Origin of the sequence: Pedobacter ginsengiterrae, assembly GCF_039537385.1 — a bacterium.
Classification (GTDB): Bacteria; Bacteroidota; Bacteroidia; order Sphingobacteriales; family Sphingobacteriaceae; genus Pedobacter; species Pedobacter ginsengiterrae.
Genome location: NZ_BAABAK010000001.1, coordinates 195,907 through 216,834 on the forward strand (window position 1 = coordinate 195,907; position 20,928 = coordinate 216,834).

The 20,928-nt window shown below is 37.7% G+C and carries 17 protein-coding genes and 4 tRNA genes; 3 read left to right on the forward strand and 18 right to left on the reverse strand.

Annotated features, from left to right (window positions below):
• The first annotated feature begins 164 nt into the window (after window positions 1-164).
• Window positions 165-4,052 carry a hybrid sensor histidine kinase/response regulator transcription factor gene (locus ABD692_RS00725; protein ID WP_344764165.1) on the forward strand — a complete coding sequence of 1,296 codons (3,888 nt, stop codon included), beginning with the start codon at window positions 165-167 and terminating at the stop codon, window positions 4,050-4,052.
• A 145-nt stretch (window positions 4,053-4,197) separates the two neighbouring features.
• Here the strand turns inward: ABD692_RS00725 and ABD692_RS00730 are convergent, their stop codons facing one another.
• The 3 genes from ABD692_RS00730 to ABD692_RS00740 form a co-directional block, all read right to left on the reverse strand.
• Complete coding sequence (locus ABD692_RS00730; RefSeq protein ID WP_344764167.1) at window positions 4,198-4,485, reverse strand: hypothetical protein; 288 nt, start codon at window positions 4,483-4,485, stop codon at window positions 4,198-4,200.
• Between the two features lie 269 nt (window positions 4,486-4,754).
• Window positions 4,755-5,474, reverse strand: a complete 720-nt coding sequence (locus ABD692_RS00735; RefSeq protein WP_316758507.1) for a LytR/AlgR family response regulator transcription factor — start codon at window positions 5,472-5,474, stop codon at window positions 4,755-4,757.
• Window positions 5,461-6,594, reverse strand: coding sequence for a sensor histidine kinase (locus ABD692_RS00740; protein ID WP_344764171.1), 1,134 nt, complete (start codon window positions 6,592-6,594; stop codon window positions 5,461-5,463). Before ABD692_RS00740 ends, ABD692_RS00735 begins: the two co-directional genes overlap by 14 nt.
• A 192-nt stretch (window positions 6,595-6,786) precedes the next feature.
• On the opposite strand from ABD692_RS00740, the gene ABD692_RS00745 reads away from it, so the two are divergent.
• A complete protein-coding gene (locus tag ABD692_RS00745) occupies window positions 6,787-7,248 on the forward strand; it encodes a hypothetical protein (RefSeq protein WP_316758503.1) in 462 nt (153 codons plus the stop codon).
• Between the two features lie 243 nt (window positions 7,249-7,491).
• Here the strand turns inward: ABD692_RS00745 and ABD692_RS00750 are convergent, their stop codons facing one another.
• Together ABD692_RS00750 and ABD692_RS00755 are read right to left on the reverse strand one after the other, a co-directional pair.
• A complete protein-coding gene (locus ABD692_RS00750) occupies window positions 7,492-8,547 on the reverse strand; it encodes a serine hydrolase domain-containing protein (protein ID WP_344764173.1) in 1,056 nt (351 codons plus the stop codon).
• A gap of 153 nt (window positions 8,548-8,700) precedes the next feature.
• Window positions 8,701-9,504 (reverse strand): helix-turn-helix domain-containing protein, encoded by an 804-nt coding sequence (locus ABD692_RS00755; protein WP_344764175.1) that lies wholly within the window; start codon window positions 9,502-9,504, stop codon window positions 8,701-8,703.
• A gap of 755 nt (window positions 9,505-10,259) precedes the next feature.
• On the opposite strand from ABD692_RS00755, the gene ABD692_RS00760 reads away from it, so the two are divergent.
• The gene (locus ABD692_RS00760; protein ID WP_344764177.1) at window positions 10,260-10,895 is read left to right on the forward strand and encodes an MgtC/SapB family protein; all 636 of its coding nucleotides are present in this window, start codon (window positions 10,260-10,262) and stop codon (window positions 10,893-10,895) included.
• Between the two features lie 349 nt (window positions 10,896-11,244).
• Here the strand turns inward: ABD692_RS00760 and ABD692_RS00765 are convergent, their stop codons facing one another.
• The 13 genes from ABD692_RS00765 to ABD692_RS00820 form a co-directional block, all read right to left on the reverse strand.
• Entirely contained in the window at window positions 11,245-12,327 is a 1,083-nt protein-coding gene (locus ABD692_RS00765) for an AI-2E family transporter (protein ID WP_344764179.1), read from the reverse strand.
• A 162-nt stretch (window positions 12,328-12,489) separates the two neighbouring features.
• A complete protein-coding gene (locus ABD692_RS00770) occupies window positions 12,490-12,945 on the reverse strand; it encodes an NUDIX hydrolase (protein WP_344764181.1) in 456 nt (151 codons plus the stop codon).
• 19 nt (window positions 12,946-12,964) lie between these two features.
• Complete coding sequence (locus ABD692_RS00775) at window positions 12,965-13,258, reverse strand: hypothetical protein (protein WP_344764183.1); 294 nt, start codon at window positions 13,256-13,258, stop codon at window positions 12,965-12,967.
• Window positions 13,259-13,427: 169 nt separating this feature from the next.
• Window positions 13,428-13,739 carry a YtxH domain-containing protein gene (locus ABD692_RS00780; protein ID WP_344764185.1) on the reverse strand — a complete coding sequence of 104 codons (312 nt, stop codon included), beginning with the start codon at window positions 13,737-13,739 and terminating at the stop codon, window positions 13,428-13,430.
• A gap of 1,074 nt (window positions 13,740-14,813) precedes the next feature.
• Window positions 14,814-15,371, reverse strand: coding sequence for a nucleotidyl transferase AbiEii/AbiGii toxin family protein (locus tag ABD692_RS00785; RefSeq protein WP_344764187.1), 558 nt, complete (start codon window positions 15,369-15,371; stop codon window positions 14,814-14,816).
• Window positions 15,329-15,829, reverse strand: a complete 501-nt coding sequence (locus tag ABD692_RS20900) for a DUF6922 domain-containing protein (protein ID WP_425567313.1) — start codon at window positions 15,827-15,829, stop codon at window positions 15,329-15,331. The genes ABD692_RS00785 and ABD692_RS20900 overlap by 43 nt, the downstream gene beginning before the upstream one ends.
• Window positions 15,830-15,900: 71 nt before the next feature.
• The gene (locus ABD692_RS00790) at window positions 15,901-17,190 is read right to left on the reverse strand and encodes a site-specific integrase (RefSeq protein ID WP_344764189.1); all 1,290 of its coding nucleotides are present in this window, start codon (window positions 17,188-17,190) and stop codon (window positions 15,901-15,903) included.
• Between the two features lie 249 nt (window positions 17,191-17,439).
• Window positions 17,440-17,511 (reverse strand) — tRNA-Arg (locus ABD692_RS00795).
• A gap of 211 nt (window positions 17,512-17,722) precedes the next feature.
• The gene (locus ABD692_RS00800; RefSeq protein WP_316758476.1) at window positions 17,723-18,184 is read right to left on the reverse strand and encodes a hypothetical protein; all 462 of its coding nucleotides are present in this window, start codon (window positions 18,182-18,184) and stop codon (window positions 17,723-17,725) included.
• A 270-nt stretch (window positions 18,185-18,454) separates the two neighbouring features.
• Window positions 18,455-18,528, reverse strand: a tRNA-Pro gene (locus tag ABD692_RS00805).
• 51 nt (window positions 18,529-18,579) lie between these two features.
• Window positions 18,580-18,653 (reverse strand) — tRNA-Pro (locus ABD692_RS00810).
• Between the two features lie 95 nt (window positions 18,654-18,748).
• Window positions 18,749-18,835, reverse strand: a tRNA-Ser gene (locus ABD692_RS00815).
• An 80-nt stretch (window positions 18,836-18,915) separates the two neighbouring features.
• Window positions 18,916-20,922: an HD family phosphohydrolase gene (locus ABD692_RS00820; protein WP_316758474.1), complete on the reverse strand. Its 2,007-nt coding sequence runs from the start codon at window positions 20,920-20,922 to the stop codon at window positions 18,916-18,918.
• Between the last annotated feature and the right edge of the window lie 6 nt (window positions 20,923-20,928).

The following is a 20,928-nucleotide window of genomic DNA, read 5'->3' on the forward strand; positions in this document are numbered from 1 at the left end:
AAAAATCCGTTTTTGTCTATATCTGTAATTAAAAGCTTAAAAAAAGTCGATTTAGTCACCCATAGGTTTCAAGTGCAGGTGATGTTGTTTATATTTAGCTTCCTAATCTTGATGGCGTGATTTATCAAAACCAGAAAAGCTTTTTCTTTCTAATTATTTTTTCAATGCTATTTTTGGAATCAGCGGTTGCCGAGCAGGATTATTATTACAAACAGATTTCCTTAAATGAAGGACTAACACAGTCTACAGTGCGCTGCATATTAACCGATCACAGAGGTTTCATTTGGATCGGAACCAAATATGGTCTCAATCGTTTTGACAGGTATGAACTTAAAAGCTATTTTTATAATAAAGAACGCCAAAGGTCACTTCCCGGAAACCAAATCAATTTTATTTTAGAGGACAAGGCAAAAAATATCTGGGTTTCTACAGAACAGGGTTTAGTCAGATATAATGCCGATACGGATGATTTTACACCAATTAATTATAAAGGCAAGCCCATTATTGTGGGATCTGCTGTAGAAACCTCAGATGGGGTATGGTTTGGCGGCAATGGGGCGATTTACAAATTTACCTTCAACACTACGAACGTTCCTGAAATGCGCCTTGCTGCAAAAATTCAATCTAATGATGCTTTTACGGGCGTCAAAATCTGGACAAAAAACACTATTTTGCTATGTACAAGAAGAAATGGCGTGTGGCTGTATAATTTAGTGAGCAAAAAATTAATTAGAGCAGGCTTCACAAAAGATCTTGAAATCATGTCTATGCACGTTGACAATAAGGAACGAGTCTGGATTTCTCCATATGGCAATGGCATTAAAGGTTACGATCAAAACGGTGTTCAGTTTGCGCACTATAATAGCTCAAATTCAAACCTCAATAACGATATAATCCTTGATATGGAAGAAAAGGATGGCAGAATCTGGCTTGGAACCGATGGTGGCGGAATAAGTATATTGGATGAAAACAAAAAACAATTTACTATTCTTAGTCATATTCCCGGGAATGCTTCTTCCTTACCGGAAAGCTCTATCCTTACCCTATATAGAGATCCTCAAAACAACATTTGGGCTGGCAGCATACGGGGGGGGCTCATTGCAATTAAACCTGTATTTTTCCATACCTATCGCGAAGCGCCATTAAATAGTAGGTACGGGTTAAGCGAAAAAACAGTCTTGAGCTTATACGAAGACGAAGAAAACATACTATGGGTTGGAAACGATGGTGGGGGTGTAAATAAGTTTGACCCTAAAAATCAAACTTTTAAGCATTATCCTTCTACGTATGGTTTAAAAATAGCGTCCATCACAGGCTTTGGAGCTAATGAATTGCTGATCTCTGCATTTAGCAACGGCTTATATGTATTTAACAAAACTACTGGAAAAATAATTCCTTTTATGCCTAATTTTTCGGCGGTTAAACAGTATAAAGGACTAGCGATTAACTTAAACAAGGCCACAAGCAATCGCCTTTATTTATTCACAGATGAAGTTTTTAGCTATGGAATAGCTGATAAGAAAATGTCCTTTTTCACTGAGCCTGACAAGCGACATGGCAAAGGCTCACTACTAAAAATTTATTCAGATCAAAAGGTTACTTTTTTATTTAATTCCTACGGAATACTTCAACTAGATCATTCGACTAACAAGCTAAAAACGATTTTTACACTTAAACAAAGGGATAATCCAATAACGGCCGTTACCCGAGATACGACAGGGATGTTCTGGCTGGCAAACCGTGACGGTTTGATGTATTACGATGCTAGAAAAAAAGTACTGAGAAAAATTAAGACTAGTTTATTCGAGAGTGTTTCGAGTGTGGTTGCAGATCATGAAAATCGACTATGGATTGGGGCCAGAAACATGATATTTATGTATTTAATTGACGGAAATAAATTTGTTTCTTTTGGAGAATCAGATGGCATTATTCCAAATGAATTTTTATCAAAACCTACCTTGGTTACCAAAAATGGTGACATATATATGGGAGGGGTTAAAGGCTTGCTGTATATCAACAAAAATATACCTTCTCTATCTTCTGCATTGCCAGTTATTGAACTCATGAACCTGGAACTAAACGGCATGCCGCTAAACGCTACAAAAGAGGGATTGCGTCGAAAAGCATCTGTTCCTTGGAATCATTCATCTTTAATCGTTAGCGTTATGGCACGAGAAAATGATGTTTTTAGAAAAAAAATGTTCCGTTTCGAGATTAAAGGCATGGATTTTAAGCCTGTAGAAACCTATGATCATGCCTTCGCGATTGGTTCTCTATCCCAAGGTAAATATAGGATAATTGTGTCTTGTAGCTTAAAGAATGGAAGTTGGAGCAAACCTGTAGAGGTTTTACAAATTACTGTTACCCCTCCTTGGTTTTTAAGCTTTTGGTTTATTTGCTTCATTGGTATACTCCTTGCTTCAGTTTTACTTATTATTTATAAAGTAGCCATTGCCAAAAAAGAACGCAAGTTGCAGTGGGATAAAAAAGAACATGAACAGCAGACTTACGAAACGAAAATCAAGTTTCTGATTAATATCAGTCACGAGTTAAGAACTCCATTAACTTTAATATATTCTCCGCTTCGAAGAATTTTAAATGGAAAAGATATAGATGAAGAGCTTTCTAAAAAACTCAATGGCATTTATAGTCAAGCCAACCACATGAAAGAAATTATCGACATGGTTTTAGATGTAAGAAAAATTGATCTCGGCAAGGAAAGACTACATCTGGAATCTTCACAACTAAACAAATGGGTTGTTGAGATTGCTGATAAATTTTGTGATGAGTTTGAAGTAAAGCGAATTCAGTTAACTTATAATCTGGATGAAAATATTCATGAAATTAGTTATGATCTCCAAAAATGTGAAATCATACTTACCAACCTTTTAGTTAACGCTTTAAAATTTAGCCCCGAAGATACTCTGATTACTCTAAGCACACAAGTCGAGGCAAACTTTGTGCGTGTGGCCATTCGCGATCAGGGCATTGGTTTAAAAAATGTTGATTTAAATGATCTTTTTAAAACTTTTTACCAGGGTCCACATCAATTTGGGGGAAGTGGCATTGGCCTTTCTTACTCAAAAGTACTAATAGAAATGCATGGCGGGAATATTGGTGCAATCGACAATGTTGATGAAGGGGCTACATTTTATTTTGAATTGCCATACCAAATTTCAAACGCAAATAAGCAGGCAGTTGATAGCAGATATTTAGCACTTATCCACGGCGAATCTGACCCTACTTTAGATTTAGAGGAGTCTTTAATAACGAATAGTTACTCGCTCTTAATCATAGAGGATGATTTGAACCTTCGAACTTTTTTAAAGGATAATTTGAGTCCTCATTTCAAAACAATTTATCAGGCCAGTAATGGCAAGGAAGCTCTGGATTTGCTCGAAAAATCATCTGCCGATTTTATAATCAGTGATGTAAGAATGCCAGAAGTTGATGGGTTTGAATTCTGTAGGCGTTTGAAAGAAGACTTACGTATCAGCCATATCCCAATAATGTTGCTCACCACACAGGGTGATCTGGAAAGCAGGCAGATAGGCTATAAACTTGGGGCAGATTCATACTTATCCAAACCATTTGATCTAGATTTCTTATTGATCAGAATTAATAATATCATAAAAAACCGCGAGCTCGTTAAGACCAGGTTTAAACATAGTTCCAATTTCATTGAACCTCAAGATCAAACCTACAGCCGTGCTGATGAAAGATTCATGAACAAAATTAATGCGCTCATTATTGAAAATTTAGAAAAACCAGCATTAGATGTTGATTTTTTAATCGATAAAATGGCCATGAGCAGGGCGAGTTTATATGGAAAACTCAAAAGCATCGGCGACATAGGCGTAAATGATTACATAAATAAGTTGCGACTAGAAAAATCCACCTATTTATTGACCAACACAGACAAGACGATATCGGAAATCACTGAACTGGTAGGATTTGCCAGTCAAAGATATTTCAGTACCGTTTTCAAACAACAATACAAGGTTACGCCTAGCACTTACAGGAAAAACAAAACAATATCCGTAACGAGCTGATACTTATTCACTGATATCAAATAACCAACATCGAAAATCATCGCTCATATATTTTACGCAAGTTGTAACAGAAACTTTTGTTATACAGCCAATTAAGCAGCTGTGATTTGGTTATTCAAGAACAACTATCAGAAACATATTAAAATCAATTTTTATTAAAGGGAAAAGTTTTGTTTTCTAAGTGTTCAGTTTTCATGACGATTTTAATTTCATCTACTATATCAGGATATGTAGAAGCAAGATTTTTGCTTTCTTTAGGATTAGAATCAAGGTCATACAATTCAATGGGAGCATCGGGATTGCTTATAATTTTCTCCTTAATCCCTTTCCAATGACCTAATCTAGCAGCCTGTCTTCCTCCATCTTCGTGAGATTCCCAATACAAGAAGTCATGTTGGTTTCTTTGTGGTTCGCCAAGCAGTAGTGGCAGCATCGAAATACCGTCTGTAGATCAATACATTTTTTGTGCGGCAAGGTCGGCGAGCGTTGGAAAGAAATCCCAAAATTCGCCCACATGTTCAGATACTTGAATATCCCGAGAGCTGAGATACTCTTTCCACCTTATTGAAGGTTAGGTTTCAAGTATTGTCAAATCCGGAGCTAAAAGAAGAAATTATTTAGTGGGGGAAATACTGATTTATGTAGAATTAATTTTTGATAAAAAAGGAGATGTTTGCATATGTTACTCAATGCATGCATAAATTAAGATTGCAATATTTTCAAAACCTCTCTTTGGTAGAGCTTTCCGATAGGCAGCTCTACTTCGGAGAGCTGAATGTTACTTTGGGAAAACGAACGGATCTTTTCTATAGAGACCATAAAACTCCGGTGAATACGCAAAAATCGATCACCAGGCAACATCGCCTCCATTGCAGACATGGAATTCTTGGTAATAACAAGCTCATTTATAGTCGCAATCTTCACGTAATCTTTTAAAGATTCCACAAAAACAATATCCTTTAGTACCACCTTGACCATCTTTCGATCGACCCTAAAATAAAGAAAGGCATCCGTTGCGGCTAGCGGATCGGTTCCCAAAATCTGTTGAGTTGTGGAAGATATTACCTTTGAAGGAAGAGCCTTATTTACAGCTTTTACAAATCTTTCAAATTCTATAGGCTTTAACAGATAATCCACTGCATCGAGATCATAACTCTGCAGCGCATAAGTCTCATATGCTGTGGTGAAAATCACTTTGGGTGGCTTGGTCAGTGTCCTCAACAGTTCCAGACCAGTCAACTGCGGCATATGGATATCCAAAAATATAAGATCGACGCTCCCGCTTTGAAGAAAAGAAATGACCTCAAAAGCATTACAACACTCACCCGATAGTTTGAGCATAGGCATTTTTTCAACATAGCGCTTTAACACCGCCCTTGCAGGTGGTTCATCATCAACGATCAAACAGTTATAGCGCAGCATTGGGATGAGTGGTTATTTCCAGGATTACAATATAAACATCTTCTTCTGAAATAATATCCAGGCGGTACGTATCAGGATAAAGAAGTTCAAGCCTTCTCCTCACATTTTCAATCCCGATGCCACCTGTATTTTCCGATCCAATCTCCGACTTACCGTTAATGAACTTCATTAGCAAACGTTTCCCTGAAAGCCTCAGTTCGATACTGATCCAGGGGTGGGAAAGAATAGTGCTTGTTCCATGCTTAAAGCAGTTTTCTACAAAAGGCAAGATCAACAAAGGGGCAATGAAATGTTCACTTGTTTCATTTCCAGGAAATTGCAGAGATATCTCAAGTCGGTTGCCATAGCGCTTCTTTTCCAGTTCCAGATAATTCCTGATCATCGATATTTCCTGCGAAAGGGGTACCAGAGGTGTATTGCAGGAATATAGGATATAACGTAACAGGGAAGAAAGCTGAAGGAGCATATCTGCTGCAACGGGCGCTGTTTCCTGCGCGTGGGAATAAATGTTGTTAATCGTGTTAAAGAGAAAATGCGGATGGAGCTGCGCTTTGAGTGAGTGAAGTTCTGTAATTGCATTCTGCCTTTCAAGGGCGAGGGTCTGCTCCTGCTTGAGGTAAAAATATTTGGTAAGCTTAATTGCTGCAGCCAGGCCGCCAATGGTAATACTTGCCCTCAGACCCGAAATTAAGCCCTGGAATAACTGGATTTTAAAAGGTGTTTCCGGCAGTGCACCATTGAATAATTCAGCGTGGCTTTTAAGATATTCGTGCCGCATCCACTCGATAATGCTCAGGGATAAGGCCGCAGAAAAAAATGCAGTAAGAAAAATGAGTACGATAATGCAAAGGGTAGCCTTAAGGTACTTTGCCAGAATGATTAATTTCGGAATAACCAGATACATCACCGAGTAGGACAAAAACAGGTTTGGCAGGATGAACCAGAAACTCTCTCCCAGGTTTATACGGATACGTTCCAGAAAATCGACACGCATTAAAATAGGTGAAGGGGTAAAAGAATACAGGTACACCTGAAACAGATACCAGCAAAACCAAAAGCTGAAATGCCTGAGAATTTTCCAGGCAGGCTTCTCTGAGAAAACAAATTGTAGTCTGTTCAATTTTAAATTTTAACCAAGATACAAATTAGCTAAAAAAACCACCCCATTTATCGACATAAGCTTTTCGTCGTCGATAAAAAGAGATAGAACAGATTTTAAATATTTATGTACTCTCAAAAATCCATCCTGGCTATTTTGAAAAAAAAAGTCAATTATCTCCTATAGTTTTAGACAAACAAATCAATAACGATTATGAAAAAAATATTAATCATCTGCGCTCTAATTACTGGATCAGTAAGTGCTTTCGCTCAGCTGGACACACTAAGTTATCCCAAGGAAAGAAAAGAAGTGATCGCATTTATGCATGACCCAGAATTTAAGGTTCAGACGCAGCACAACTGCAATGACTTTGTATCGGTTGGCCCCAAAGGCGACATCAATTACTCGCTGCCACAATGGAAGAGCACCCAGGAAAAAGAAAAACTGGTTTTTAAATCCGTAAAGGTTGTATCCGGAACAGAGATCATCAGGATCTATACCGCTACCACAGCTGTAGTGAACTGGCTGGCCGATGTACAGATCAGTGTTCAGGGACATGATATCTCCCTTAAAGTAAGAAGACTTGAGGTGTTCATCAAGAAAAACGGGAGCTGGTGCATGGTCGCGGGTCAGGGAACACAGGTAGATGAAAAGCTCTTCCCGCTTCCAAAGTGATGCGTTTCCGGCCAGGATGATCATGTACGAACCAACTTACTTAACCCCGTCTCATCAATCTTTAATTATTTATAAAGTCATTAATAAACTAGACATTAGGATAAAAAAATATTTTGGTGAGAAGGGGTCAATTAGGTTCAGCTTATTCAGTAGGCCAGTGATATATGCGGGAGATAACTGGTAACTAAACTAGAGGACAACGTGCCACTTAGATATAGCTATATAAGAAAAAAATTTTCTTACTTACTTTAAAACCGTATCATAAATCGTGTTCAAAAGATTTTGTCTCATTTTCGAATTCCGATGGTCCAGTAATATTACAACACCCCAGTTTTTAACCCTGTTATAACAAATAATTGAAGATTGTCCCATAGAATCCCCTGATTTTAGGTAAATCGTGTTTTTTTCATCAGTTGAAATATTTGTGCCCATTCCCATTTCCCTGTTTTCATCTTTATAGAATATTTTTTCAGTAATTAATCCAGCCTTCCCCACCTCGGTTTCCTGATCCAATATCGCTTTTAAAAATCTGACCATATCAGAAGTACTGGATTTTACAAGCCCGGCAGGCGCGGTAACATTCCATTTAAGGAATTCCTGAGTTCCTCCTTCAACGTTGTGAGCGGTTGTTCTGTTCTTTACATCAAAATTCTTTGTCAGCGTATTCCTCATTTTTAAAGGATCCAGCATCTTTTCACGAATAATTTTATCGTAGCTACTGCCATATGCTCTTTCCAGTATCTGACCCAGCAAAGTATATCCAATAGTTGAGTAACGGTATTTGCCATAATCTTTCAGTTCACTACAACTATTTATTACCGCACTCAACGTTTCCTGGGTAACCCCATTTAACGGCTGTTTAGGATCCGCCGCTATGAGTTTCGCAAAATCTATATCGGGCAGACCAGATTGGTGCGAAGCCAGATCTGAAATTTTTATTTTGTTCCTTAAGTTTTCATGCAGCACATACACCTTTGGAAGTAAGTTATCTATATAATCATCCAATTTTATTTTATGTTCAATAACCGCCTGTGCAATTAAATTCGAAGTTAAAATCTTGGTGATCGAAGCAATTTCAAATATGGAATTTTTATCGATCTGTGTCTGGGTTTCTTCATTCAACTTACCATATGCGGTAAAGAATTCCTTATTATTTTCAATGTAGCCAACGCTTATCCCTACCTGGGGATTTTTTTTGTAGTTGTCGGTTATTATCGAGTCTATCCTTTTGGTGACATTCTGTGCAAAGGAAAAGCTGCTTATCAAAAGCGCCGCTAAAAATGTAATAGAGGTCTTCATTGTATCTTATCTTTAGATTAAAAATTATTTCGATACAAATTTGTACAAGAATTCAAGTTCCTGCGACCGAGTAAAAGCATTCGAACGCATTTGTTTTGAAAAAAGAGTACGAGTAATTAAAAAAAGAGGTACGGGTAATTACAAAGCTTTGTTCTACAGCGATTTACGGTAAGCAGTGGGCGTCTGGCCAGTGTGCTTTTTAAAAGCCGTATTAAAAGAAGATTTTGAATTAAAACCGGCTGCATACAGAATTTCTAAAACCGTTACCTTGTTTTGTGACGCATCTTTTAATAAATCCATGGCATAAGCTATCCGGTAGTTATTAACGAAGTCGTAAAAATGCTGCTCCAGATTATGGTTAATCAAAACAGATAATTCACGCACGGGAATTTTGATATCTTTCGAGACTTCCTGTATCGTTAATGAAGGATTAAGAAATGGCATTTCTTCTGTCATGTATTGCTTTAGCGTTAACAAGGTCGAGTTATGCTCTTTTTCTCTTATTACCCCCGGGTTGATGTTCTTATCCTCAAAAATGATTTCAGAAACCAGCTTTAACCTTGAATCTATATTTCTAAACAGTGCTGGATTATTTAATGCTTTATACAGATACCAGAAAATGATAACCAGCTCAGAGAGGATCAGTCCAACTTTTAACCATTCGGCAACATCCGGGTAGGCAGTAAACTTAAAGATGTTCTTTAAAAGTGCAATAGAAAAGAAAATCGATAAGGCTAAAGTAAACTGGAATAACCAGTTAAGCGATTCCAGACTTGCTCCGGTGTAATTTTCAAGGTAAATCTTTTTGGCTTTCCTTAAGATCAGAAAAGCTGCCACAATATAAAAAACACATTGAACATGCATTAAAATATGGTTGAACTGCACTTCTACCATACTACTACCTTTTTCGAGAAAGCTAATTTTAGCAGCCAGGTCGACTAGGTAAAAGCGGGGCAATAAGATTGAGTTTGCCAGCAGGAAAGGAATGGTATGAAGTAAGTGTATAGGTTTTAACTTAAAATCAGAATAGCAAACCGAAAGGATATATAAGTAAAAAACAGGGAGCTGCAGGAAAAAAAATGAGCTGATCAAAATTCTCCCAGTTAACGGGATTTCAAAAAGTTGACCCAGATTAACGCTGTGGTCAATCATCTGTAAAAGGAGAAAAAAAGTAAAAAGGCGGTTACTTAATTTATGTGCCGTTTTAACAGTCAGCAAAAAAAAGGAAAAAAATAATGAAATGGAGATTGTCACGACCGCGACTATAGTTAATAAATTCACTTTATCAATCAATTAGTTTTGGTGTAATTTTCCATTTTGTCTTTATCGATTTCGTCCGAAAACACTTGACCTGAAAATGTAGTAAAAGGGGCAAGATAGTTAATTTCATATTTTACGTTTGTATAGAATCCGAATCCTTTGGCAAGCTTATGTCCTCAATTAGATTAGGGAGCGAATATAGGAAACTGCCAATACAAGTAATCAAAAAATCAAGGTTAATAATTAACACTAGAAAACCATTTTATTATTTTCCGATGATAAATTCTGAAATGCACAAGACAAGATCTTATTCGAAATTCAGGCGACTGGCAGTGTATTACCAGCATCAATACGAATTCCCCTGTATAATTATATCTGAAGTTTGCATAATGTTATCCAAACAAAAACAAATGATAGTCCGTTAATGATTCAACTCTAAAACAAAATACAGAATGGATTTTACAATTGAGCTTGAGGATATGGTTGCCATGTTGGTGTCCATGATTTGTGGCGGCATAATCGGCTTCGAGAGGGAATACAGAAGCAAGTCTGCTGGATTTCGGACCATTATACTAATATCCCTGGGTTCGACAATTTTTACAATTGTTTCCCGGCATGGGGTGGGCACCGACGACCGGATTTCGGCTAATATAATCACTGGAATCGGCTTTATTGGTGCAGGTGTTATCTTTAAGGATAAGATTTCTGTGCGTGGACTAACAACAGCGGCCGTAATCTGGACTTCAGCCGCAATTGGGATGACTACCGGTATTGGCTATCACGCCTTGGCTTTGGCATTAACACTGATTACCCTATGCATGTTGCTGATGGTCACCAGAATTGAAAAACTAATCGCAGGGCTTCAGAAAGAAAAGTTGTTAAGCGTTACCTTTCGCGGACCAGAGTTTTCACAAATCACAAATCTGGAACAGTCGCTGCAAAGCAATTCGCTGACGCTTGATAGACTCGAAGTTGGTAAAGATGAAGACAGGCTTACCGCTGTATTCAAGGTTTCAGGCAAAAAAAATGATCTGATAAAAATGAATGAAAGCCTGGCGTCGATATCCGAAATCATATCGTTTAATTGAGCAACAAATTCGGGATCCGGGATAAATTGTTGTACATGGGGCTATCTCAGTTTTGAATTTACTTTCAACGAAATCATTGGTTATGCGTTCCGTATTACACGACAAAAACAGCATTATCCCCAGATCAGCAAGTTGAGCATGGTCTGGGACTTATGATCTTGATGATTTTCCATCTCCTTTTTTATTAACTACTGATTTACAGCACAGTAAATCATTCCGCTTATTTACTGGCGTGTATGCAAGCAACAATTTAGAAAAAATTTATTTATAACTGCCAAGTTATAATCAAAAGCTTTTTATAGGATGGTTCGGCTGGTATCCCGAGCGATCAACCGCTAAATACCATTTCTTATTGTTTTGAAAATATTTTTTTGATATAGTCTACTATAGTTGTCTGCGGCTTTTTCGGATTTTCGGGGCCAATCAGAAAACCGTAAGGCTGGAGGTGAGGATAACTGTCGCAGATGATCTTTGCCATTCCCAAAAGCGGTACCGCCAGGATCATCCCTGCTACCCCCCAAACCACTTCCCCGAGCACAATGGCCATGATGGTAAATAACGGGTTGATGTTAACCTGCTCGCCCACTATGATCGGCTCCAGAATGTAGGTCTGGATAAATTGCACTATAAAATAAGTGACCAGGACGCCAAAGACCATCTTGCCATCACCGCCCTGGGCCATTACCGCTAGTACGGTCAAACCAGTTCCCGTCAGATTTCCGATAAAAGGCACGATTTCAAGCAGACCGCAGAGCACCGCAAAAAAGATTGCGCTCTCAACGCCAACAATGCTGAAGCCAATCCCGTACATCACCCACAAAATTGCTATCATTGCCGCAAGTCCGCTCAAGTATTTTTGAGAAACTTTTCCCGTCTGATGGATCACCAAACTGGCATCAGCATTCTCTTTTTTTGGGAGCAGTTTCAAAATGAACTTTTTGATATGGCCACGCATCGAAAGAAACAGGAACATATATACCAAAACAAGTATCGTATTGACCAGAACGCCCATTAGCCCCGCTGCAAAAGCCAGTATCATTCCCCCAGATTTCCCCTTTGTTCCATCCTCAATAGCCTTCTGCTGTTCAGATTTTCTGATACCCACTGTTTCATTAATCCAGGATTTAAGCGACTCCAGCATGCTGACAATACGCTTTTCCATCCCATCCAGGTTCTCCGAAAGACTGCTTAGCTGAATGGATAACAATAGAACAACCAGAGCCATAGCTATCAAAAAAATCAGTATACAAATAAGCGAGGCATAGCCCCTGGACATTCCTTGGTGTTCAAAAAAACTGCATAATCTAATAAAGACCATAGAAAGCACTGCTGCTAAGGTCAAGGGAATCAAGAAAGGCGCAGCAAAATAAAGTCCTGCAAAGGCCAGCACAAAAAATAAGAGTGTGTTTACAGAGAGGCTAAGTTTTTCCATATGCCTTAAACAACACTTTCCAAGAATAGTTTAAAATTCAAACCTCATATAAAAAGAAAGGATAACAAATCCACCAAGTATGCCCTGCCCCCCCGTGGTCTGCGCAATGCCACCCCCAAGCAAATGGTATTCTTACCTCAGCAAATAGCTGGATTGATAAAACTATGAATTTAGATCTACAAGCTTAGTAAGAAGGCTAGCTTGGGCCGAATTAATCTTGATTAAAGCTTTCTTGTAGCTAAACCAATCACCCCTTTCCACTTCAGCAAAAGAAACCAGTTTTCCAGAACGCGGTGGCCACTCCAGGTCAAAAGTATTGCTGACAAGCTGCGAGGGATCAAGGTCAAACTCCACAGCGAAACAATGAACCCGCTTTCCCCCCTTCTGCACTATGAAACCCAGATCAATAAAATCCCCCGAAAGCTCGAAGCCAGTTTCCTCCAGAAACTCACGTTTTGCGGCAACAAGCAGATCTTCCTTCTCCTCAACAAGTCCCTTAGGAATTGTCCAGAACCCTACATCCTTTTTAACAAAGAATGGCCCACCAGGATGCACCAGAAAAAATTCCAGTGCTTCACCAGCTTTTCTAAAAACCAAAATACCCGAACTCAGCGCCATTTCTAAAAATTTAGGTCAGCTATCTCAACAAACCAAGAGCCCTGGAAATCTCCCTGCCAATTTGATCGACCATTATGTTTTCAGAAATCAAACCTTCACAATCCAGTGAAACATCACATGGATAGTCAGGATAATCGCCCTTAAGAAGTTCACTTGCAGAAACAGCACCCAATACTTTTCCCTGCTCATTAAGGAATACCTCCCCAACCAGGGAGCCTTCAAAAAGCACCATGTATTCCGATTGATTTTTAGGGTGGATATTTAGGCCAAGTTGCTTTCCTGCCCGAACGACTACAATATTAAATGGATCCATATCGAAAATTATGAAAATTAAATTGAATACCCATCAAGCGCCCATTGCATCATTTTATTAATTAAAACCGTGATTTAACCAGAGCACCGAAACCACAAGCCCGATACATAAAAAAGCGGTGCAAGCCGCTTCTCCTGTATCTGGTAATCCCATTTTTCAGGTAATTATATTAAGCTTGTTCAATTGAATCTATGACTGAATCCTTTACTTCTTGTTTAACAGAACCAGCTTTTTCTTTTAACTCTTCCTTTGCTGACTGGTAACTATCGGCGGACTTACTACCATACTCTTTACCCGTATCTACCAGACGTTCCAGCTCATCCTTTGCACGTTCCAAAACTCTGTCTTTAAGATCGGATAATGAACGTGAAAGCTTATCAACGGTTTCCTCACCTCTATCGGGTGCAAAAAGCACCCCCAAAGCAACACCTGCGGCAAGTCCGGCAAGCAATGCAACTACTGTTTTCGAATTATCGTTCATAATATTAAGTTTGATTTTTAATAAAACCGCTGATTTTCAGATTTGTTTTCCAATTCGATTCTTAAGTTATTTCGCTGTATCGCTGGCCATTATAAAATTATGAATTAAACGATCGCAACTGTTTATCATCAATTGTTCAAAAGATTATTTGCTAATAATTTTAGTATTAACAATATTTGCATATGATTACTAAAGCAGCTACTCCAGAAAGAATTTTAAGTATTGGTGAGGATTTGATAGTAATAAGCGAGGTTAAAGGTGACGGATCACTATTCAGAGTGACCACCAATGGCCAGTTCAAAGGATACATTCAGAAAAGATCAAAGGAATTTTTTCGACTGGACGGAAGCTCCATTTCAAATCACCTATTTTCTACTATCTGTATTGCACTCGAATAAGGATTCAATGTCAGTCTGTTTTCTGAGTTTTAAAAAAATATATTAAAAATCCTGACTTTTCTGGTAGAAATGTCAGACTATTGAAATAAAGAATATGATCTTTAAATAAATTGATATTCTGGTTCAGTTTTTGAAAACCCTGATCTAAATCAGTTTAACAATTATGAAAAAATTTATCCCTTTTTTCTTCGCTACAGCTATCTCGGTAATAGCCATATTCTCCTCATTTACGCTTGCCGACCCGGAACTAGGTATATCTACCGCACTTGTAAGCTGGGTAGCTTGTATCTGGATCATTAGTGCCCAACGAAAAAACCAAGGCTGCCTTTCTTAGGGCCCCAAATGAGGCGATTTATTACGTCAGCCACCTGACCTAAATTGCCTTGGTTAATTTTAACTACAACCATTATAGCTAAGCCCGATCGGCAACCGCTAACAAACTGATCTGTCTTAAAGAGGACCGGCTTGCTCTCTGAATCAATCTGGATTCATTTCGCTTGCCCAATACCTTATTCACTACATATAACTAAAAATAAAATAAACTGTGTTTAAAGCCATCAGCTTAAACACTCATTCAGGCACTAATTACGTTGAATCATGATATTATTATACCTAACCGAAAATTTTAGTCCGACCATAGAAGTAAGGCTATAACGGATGATAATGAAGGAATGAATCAAATCATCCCTTCATCCATAAAACTATAATAACCATAAGCTGATAAGATGATATGGTCATGAACTTCAACACCTAACAGCTTACCACACTCCACCATCCTCGTAGTCAACTTTACATCTGCCTCATGTGCACAAAGCAGGTAATATAAGTCGACAAAATCTTTAATACGCTCTCCACTTCCGACAACGGCATTCAATTTCATAGCAGCGATGTCCTGCAATGATGCCATTCGGATATTCTCCAGATTGTCAAGGGGCTGGACATGCGGATAGGGATGTGTGATAAAATCGACTTTGACCCCATCAATTAAACCCATCAGGGCACCCGTGCCGATCACTTTTAAATTTGAGCCATAATTCCACAGAATGTGATCTTGCAATAAGTTGGGATCAAAATTTTCCAAGGTAAATAAATCAATATCGATGGATATCCTGTGTCCAATCTTTAGCGATAATGCGGTTCCGCCTACCAGAAAAAACTGTTCCAGCTTTGGATCGTTCATCAATCGATGGATTAAATCCAGTGTTTCTGTTGTGACTGTGTTTTTGTATAACATTTCAGTTGATTTTTAGTCAACCGGAAATATTTACATACTTTGTCTATTATTAATTCAGGTAAGTAACCGATTTCATTTTTCAGCGTGCCAATTATTTTTTCCTTGCCGTAGAATGCTATAATTATACCCAAATCCTTTTCATCACCCCTGGTCAACACTCTTTCGATAACGATTCGGTAAGATTGTTGCCAGTTTATAGCCGCGTACTTGATGTCCCAGAATAAATTTGTAGGAAGATCGGGTCGCTCTAATTTGGTTAGAACGGGCTTTCGTTCAATCCTGATCTGATCATTTTCGAAAGGCTGTTTTTTTTTTGACAGGTAGTTGCTAAGGGTATGATAACTATAATCGGGATAACTGTCACAGAAATTTTTGAGACTGGAGAAAACATCCAACTCAATGCCTGTGAATCGCTTCCAGTGAACCAGTATCACTCGTGCTTGTCTCGTACCTTTCATCAATACAAATTTACCAAAAAACTTTGAATAGACTAATATACTGAAATATTTGCCGACTGAAGGTGAATGTGTTAGCTATATTGATAAAGTTTCAAAACTTTTACCTTTTCTTTTTTCTTCTTTTTCCGTCCCTTATCCCCGACTCTTTTAGACAGTTTTTCAGCGAGTTCAGACATATCATGTCCCGTTTTTGAATCCAATACCTTGGCATAATGCTGGGTGGTTTTCAGGCTATTATGCCCGAGCATTTTTGAAACAGTTTCTATCGGTACGCCATTGGAAAGGGTGACTGTTGTTGCGAATGTATGCCTGGCTAAATGGAAGGTCAAGGTCTTGATGATGCCACAGTGATCAGCGATTTCTTTGAGATAACTGTTCATCCGCTGGTTAGTGTACACGGGAAGTGCCAAACCTTTTATCTCGCAAACGGGATGGTCCTGATATCGGTCAAGGATTTCTTTCGCTTCAGCGAGGATAGGAATATGAGAAGGGGTTTCCGTTTTAGTCCTTGATGTAAAAATCCACTCCTTACCATCATCCCCAATCTGGATTTCACTTCTTTTAAGTTTTTGTACATCTATGTAGGCAAGACCGGTATAGCAACTGAAAACAAAAATATCCCTGACCAGGATATGCCTCTGCACATGCAGCCTTTTTGTCCGCATGGCATCTAGCTCTGCCTGAGTCAAAAATGTTCTTGGAGACGGCTTAGCTTTTAATTTATAATGCAGAAACGGGTTGGCGACTAACCACCCGCTTGCCAGGCTTAAAAATATGATCTTCTTTAAATGAACAATATATTTTTGTGCAGAGATTGCCATGCATTCTTTTTTAACCCGCAGATAGTGCTCATACCCGGTAATGAATCCAAAGTCTACCTTGATTAAGGGATAATCAGCTTTTTCATACTTCGCCAGAATGTAGGCAGAAAGATGCTTAATTGAACTCTTGTAGGTCTTGAGTGTATTCTTGCTGTAGCCGTTGTCAATGAGCTCAGCCACTTTTTCATTATGCTCCTGAAAAATTTCAAGAATCATTTTCGATTTTGTGCCTTTTCCAAGGTAGTGATTGCGAATGGTCTCTGCATCAATCTCTTCATCACGGTCTATCATGCCCGTGTGGATCTTCCTGATTTTGGAAATGATGCTACTCAAGTAATCATTTAAAGCACGGCTTTCCTGCCTGGTGCCCCTGGCTTTGTTTCGGCGGTTGTCCCATTGTTCAGGATCAATTTCTCTTCCGATTGAAATCTCAGAGCGTTTTCCGCATACGGTGATGCGCAGGTAAATCGGCAAAAGACCGTTTTCATTTTCTTTTTTTTGCTTTTTTAGATAGAAAAGCACACTAAAATTCTGGTTCATAAGCTTGAATTAACAGGTTAACAAAGTTAGATTTGCAACCTGATCAAAACAAGATGTTCAAAATTCGAACATACTGACAACCAGTTTTTTAGACTCAATCCGTGGTAGAAATTCGATTCTTTCCAAAACTCACGGAATTACTCACCAAAGTGCGTGAAAACTCACCGTTTTTAGTGGTTTTTGATAAAAAACAAAATCCTGTAACGTGTTGATTTACAGGTTTTTGAATTGTTTTAAAACATACAAAAGTGGTCCCGACGAGAATCGAACTCATATCTAAAGTTTAGGAAACTTCTATTCTATCCGTTGAACTACGGGACCAAGCTATTCAATTACCTGATTTACTGAATTACAACCTGGCAACAAACAATTATAAGAAAAACGCAGCATTTAGCTTCATTTATGCCTATGATCATGCCGCAAATATAATAAAACTTTTGGCCTAAAATTGGCGTATTTCAAAATATTGAATGATCTAAAAAAGACACAAAACTTTACTATTAATTAGTTTTATAATCAAATTTTAGTGCTTTTAGCGTTTGGTTTTTATATCTAATTTAAGACTGAAGTCCTGAGCATAATTATAGCTATAAACTTTAAGTTCAACATTAATTTCTTGATTAAAGAGGCGTGGTACGTGTTTGCAAAAAATAGATCGAAACGTAAAAAGATTTACCTGAGGTTTACAAATAATTGTGATTTCTGAATCAGATTTTTTTTCCGCACTGCTAATAATCCCTGGCCATCGATCTTTAATTTGCAATGGTATAGAATCATAATAATTCTGCTGAATATAAGCTCCAGCGCCACGGATGAGTTCTTTAGGCAATAATTCACCAGATAACTGTTTCCATGAATCATGAATCTTTGACAATCTTGCCAACAATACTCCTTCTTCATTTAAACACCATAAATCCTCAGGTGCAATTTGAGATAGTTGTAAAGTTCTGTAATGTCCATAAACATCTTTAAAGCGGTAGTTAAGTTCTATCATAAAATTTATTGGGTCACGAAATTAATTATCAATCTTGAAATCTTCAATTAATTCTCTCCACATTTTGTTGGCTTTTTTTTCAATAAACTAAGAATGGATGATAAAGCAGAACAGTTATTTGTTGCATAAAAACAACTTTCGAATTTTTATTTTTGACGGGAAAATTAGAGTACAAACTGAGTTAGCAACAGATATTATTAACACACTTAAATTGGATAAAAACAAGAAACCCTCTAAATAAATATTTAGAGGGTTTTAAGTCTTGTTTAGTCGGGATGGCAGGATTCGAACCTACGACCTCCTGCTCCCAAAGCAGGCGCGATACCGGGCTACGCTACATCCCGAACTTGGTATCTCCTTTTTAAATCCTTTTTTAAAGTGGATTTGAACTTTTGTCGGGATGGCAGGATTCGAACCTACGACCTCCTGCTCCCAAAGCAGGCGCGATACCGGGCTACGCTACATCCCGAACTTGGTATCTCCTTTTTTCCTTATTTCTAAGGGCTGCAAAGTAACGGATTTAAAATGATAATTCCATTTATTTTTGCAATTTTATTTTTCTTGCGGAGAGGGCGGGATTCGAACCCGCGGTACCGTTACCAGTACGACAGTTTAGCAAACTGTTCCTTTCGGCCTCTCAGGCACCTCTCCTATTCCTCTAAGTTTTTGTCCTACCGACGTTGTTTTGAGGTCTGCAAATATAGCAAAACAACCTATTCCACAAAAAAAAATTACAAAATTTGTTGATAATCTATTCGAACATGATAGATACTCATCAACATAGTCTTGAAAATCAATTTGATAGTCTCAATATCTTTTAATGTTAAATCGCAATTATCTAATTGATTTTGCTCCAATTTATAGTTAATTATCCGTTCAACTATGTCATTTATGTTCTGAGCATCGGGATTTTTCAGACTTCGGGAGGCAGCTTCTACCGAATCTGCTAACATTAGCACACCAGTTTCTTTACTAAAAGGTATCGGTCCTGGGTATCTAAAAATATTTTCATCGACAAATTTTTCGGGCGAATTTTTAAGAAATGACTGATAAAAATAATCGACTCTCGTATTTCCGTGGTGAGTTCTGATAAAATCGATAATCGCTTCGGGAATTTGATTCTTTCTTAAAATCTCAATTCCTTTATGAACATGCTGAATAATAATTTGAGCACTTTGCTCGTAAGGAAGCTTATCATGCGGGCTGACTGCCGTATTTTGATTCTCGATAAAATATTGGGGGTTATCTACCTTACCAATATCATGATACAAAGCACCAGCTCTAACCAGAACAGAGTTTCCACCTATTTTAAAGATAGCAGCTTCGGCTAGGTTTGCAACCTGCAGAGAGTGCTGAAACGTTCCAGGTGCTTTAAAAGCTAGCTCTCTTAACAATTTATTATTGGTATTAGTAAGTTCTATCAATGCAACATCAGACGTTATGCCAAAAACTCGCTCGAAAATATAAATTAAAGGGTATGCTAAAAGAGAAAGTAAAACACTAAAAATAAAGGGAACAAAATTGATCCACTGAATTTCCCTGAAAGACCCTTCTCTTAATAAAGCAATCCCTACAAATGAAACAAAGTATGCTGAAAGTATAAAAAGTGCAGAAACCAAAAACCTTTCTCGTTTCACAAAGTTTTTAATACTAAAAATTGCAACCATCCCTGCCGTAACCTGGTAGAAAACAAATTCAAAGCTATTTGCAACAAAAAATCCAGCAATTAATATCACCAACATATGCAAATAAAGCGCAAGCCTGGTATCGAACAGAATTCTAATTATTATAGGAACAACACAAAAAGGAATATAATATAAGCTGGCAATATTCATTTTCAAAGCCCATGTTAGCGCCAGAAGCATTCCTGTTGTTACAATTAAAATTAAAGAGAGCTGTCTATTATCAGAAAAAATATCTCTACGGAAGAGATAAAGAAAAGACATCAATATAGAAAGGATAAAAGCAACCAAAACAACCTGCCCTAAGTACACTAAAGTCCTACTTCCTATAGTTTTGGTTTGAGCATCATAAGTAGCTTTATAAGATTCTAATTTTTGATAAATTTCATCGTCAATAACGTCGTTTTTTGCCACAATAAGTTCTCCCTTTTGCACCATTCCCCTAGTGGTTGATACATTACTTACTGTATTTTCGCGAATAACTTCGGTTAACCTTTCGTTAAAAACGATGTTTGGTGTAATATGATCTTCAGCTAAATTATCGACCAAATCTTGCATAACTTGATTAGGCGCCTTAAAATTGGCTTTAAAATATTTGAGTGCTGTTTCCGCTGTAAAAATATCTTGTGTATTTTTCTGTTTGGAAATATTATTATCGAGGAAAGAAAAATCGTAATTCTTTCCACTTGTTTGATGCTTAACATTTAAACCAATTATTCCTTTTTGATAAATACCTTCTAATATTTTAAAGGAAATATTTTTGAACAAAATCTTATCCTTTTCATCTAATTGCCCTGATCGCCATTTTATATCAAATTCATTTAAATAACCTTCAAGCGCATCATTTGTTACTTCTTTATCAACTTGATAAACGGGTAAAATATCACGTAAAGCATCTTTTTTATCGGTGCTTACCTGCGGGTTAGTTTTTAAGATTGCAAATGGGAAAGGGGAAATCAAATCTTTATTCATCCAAACTTTCCCCTTTTCAAACTCATATCTGAAACGTGGTTGTTTAGGTAAAAAAAGTGTGATTACGAATACTGTAAACATCATCATTAA

Coding starts and splice junctions, on each gene's coding strand:
- ABD692_RS00725 (WP_344764165.1), top strand. CDS start 165: ATGCTATTTTTGGAATCAGCGGTTGCCGAGCAGGATTATTATTACAAA.
- ABD692_RS00730 (WP_344764167.1), bottom strand. CDS start 4,485: ATGCTGCCACTACTGCTTGGCGAACCACAAAGAAACCAACATGACTTC.
- ABD692_RS00735 (WP_316758507.1), bottom strand. CDS start 5,474: ATGCTGCGCTATAACTGTTTGATCGTTGATGATGAACCACCTGCAAGG.
- ABD692_RS00745 (WP_316758503.1), top strand. CDS start 6,787: ATGAAAAAAATATTAATCATCTGCGCTCTAATTACTGGATCAGTAAGT.
- ABD692_RS00750 (WP_344764173.1), bottom strand. CDS start 8,547: ATGAAGACCTCTATTACATTTTTAGCGGCGCTTTTGATAAGCAGCTTT.
- ABD692_RS00760 (WP_344764177.1), top strand. CDS start 10,260: ATGGATTTTACAATTGAGCTTGAGGATATGGTTGCCATGTTGGTGTCC.
- ABD692_RS00765 (WP_344764179.1), bottom strand. CDS start 12,327: ATGGAAAAACTTAGCCTCTCTGTAAACACACTCTTATTTTTTGTGCTG.
- ABD692_RS00770 (WP_344764181.1), bottom strand. CDS start 12,945: ATGGCGCTGAGTTCGGGTATTTTGGTTTTTAGAAAAGCTGGTGAAGCA.
- ABD692_RS00775 (WP_344764183.1), bottom strand. CDS start 13,258: ATGGATCCATTTAATATTGTAGTCGTTCGGGCAGGAAAGCAACTTGGC.
- ABD692_RS00780 (WP_344764185.1), bottom strand. CDS start 13,739: ATGAACGATAATTCGAAAACAGTAGTTGCATTGCTTGCCGGACTTGCC.
- ABD692_RS00785 (WP_344764187.1), bottom strand. CDS start 15,371: ATGTTATACAAAAACACAGTCACAACAGAAACACTGGATTTAATCCAT.
- ABD692_RS20900 (WP_425567313.1), bottom strand. CDS start 15,829: ATGAAAGGTACGAGACAAGCACGAGTGATACTGGTTCACTGGAAGCGA.
- ABD692_RS00790 (WP_344764189.1), bottom strand. CDS start 17,190: ATGAACCAGAATTTTAGTGTGCTTTTCTATCTAAAAAAGCAAAAAAAA.
- ABD692_RS00800 (WP_316758476.1), bottom strand. CDS start 18,184: ATGATAGAACTTAACTACCGCTTTAAAGATGTTTATGGACATTACAGA.
- ABD692_RS00820 (WP_316758474.1), bottom strand. CDS start 20,922: ATGATGTTTACAGTATTCGTAATCACACTTTTTTTACCTAAACAACCA.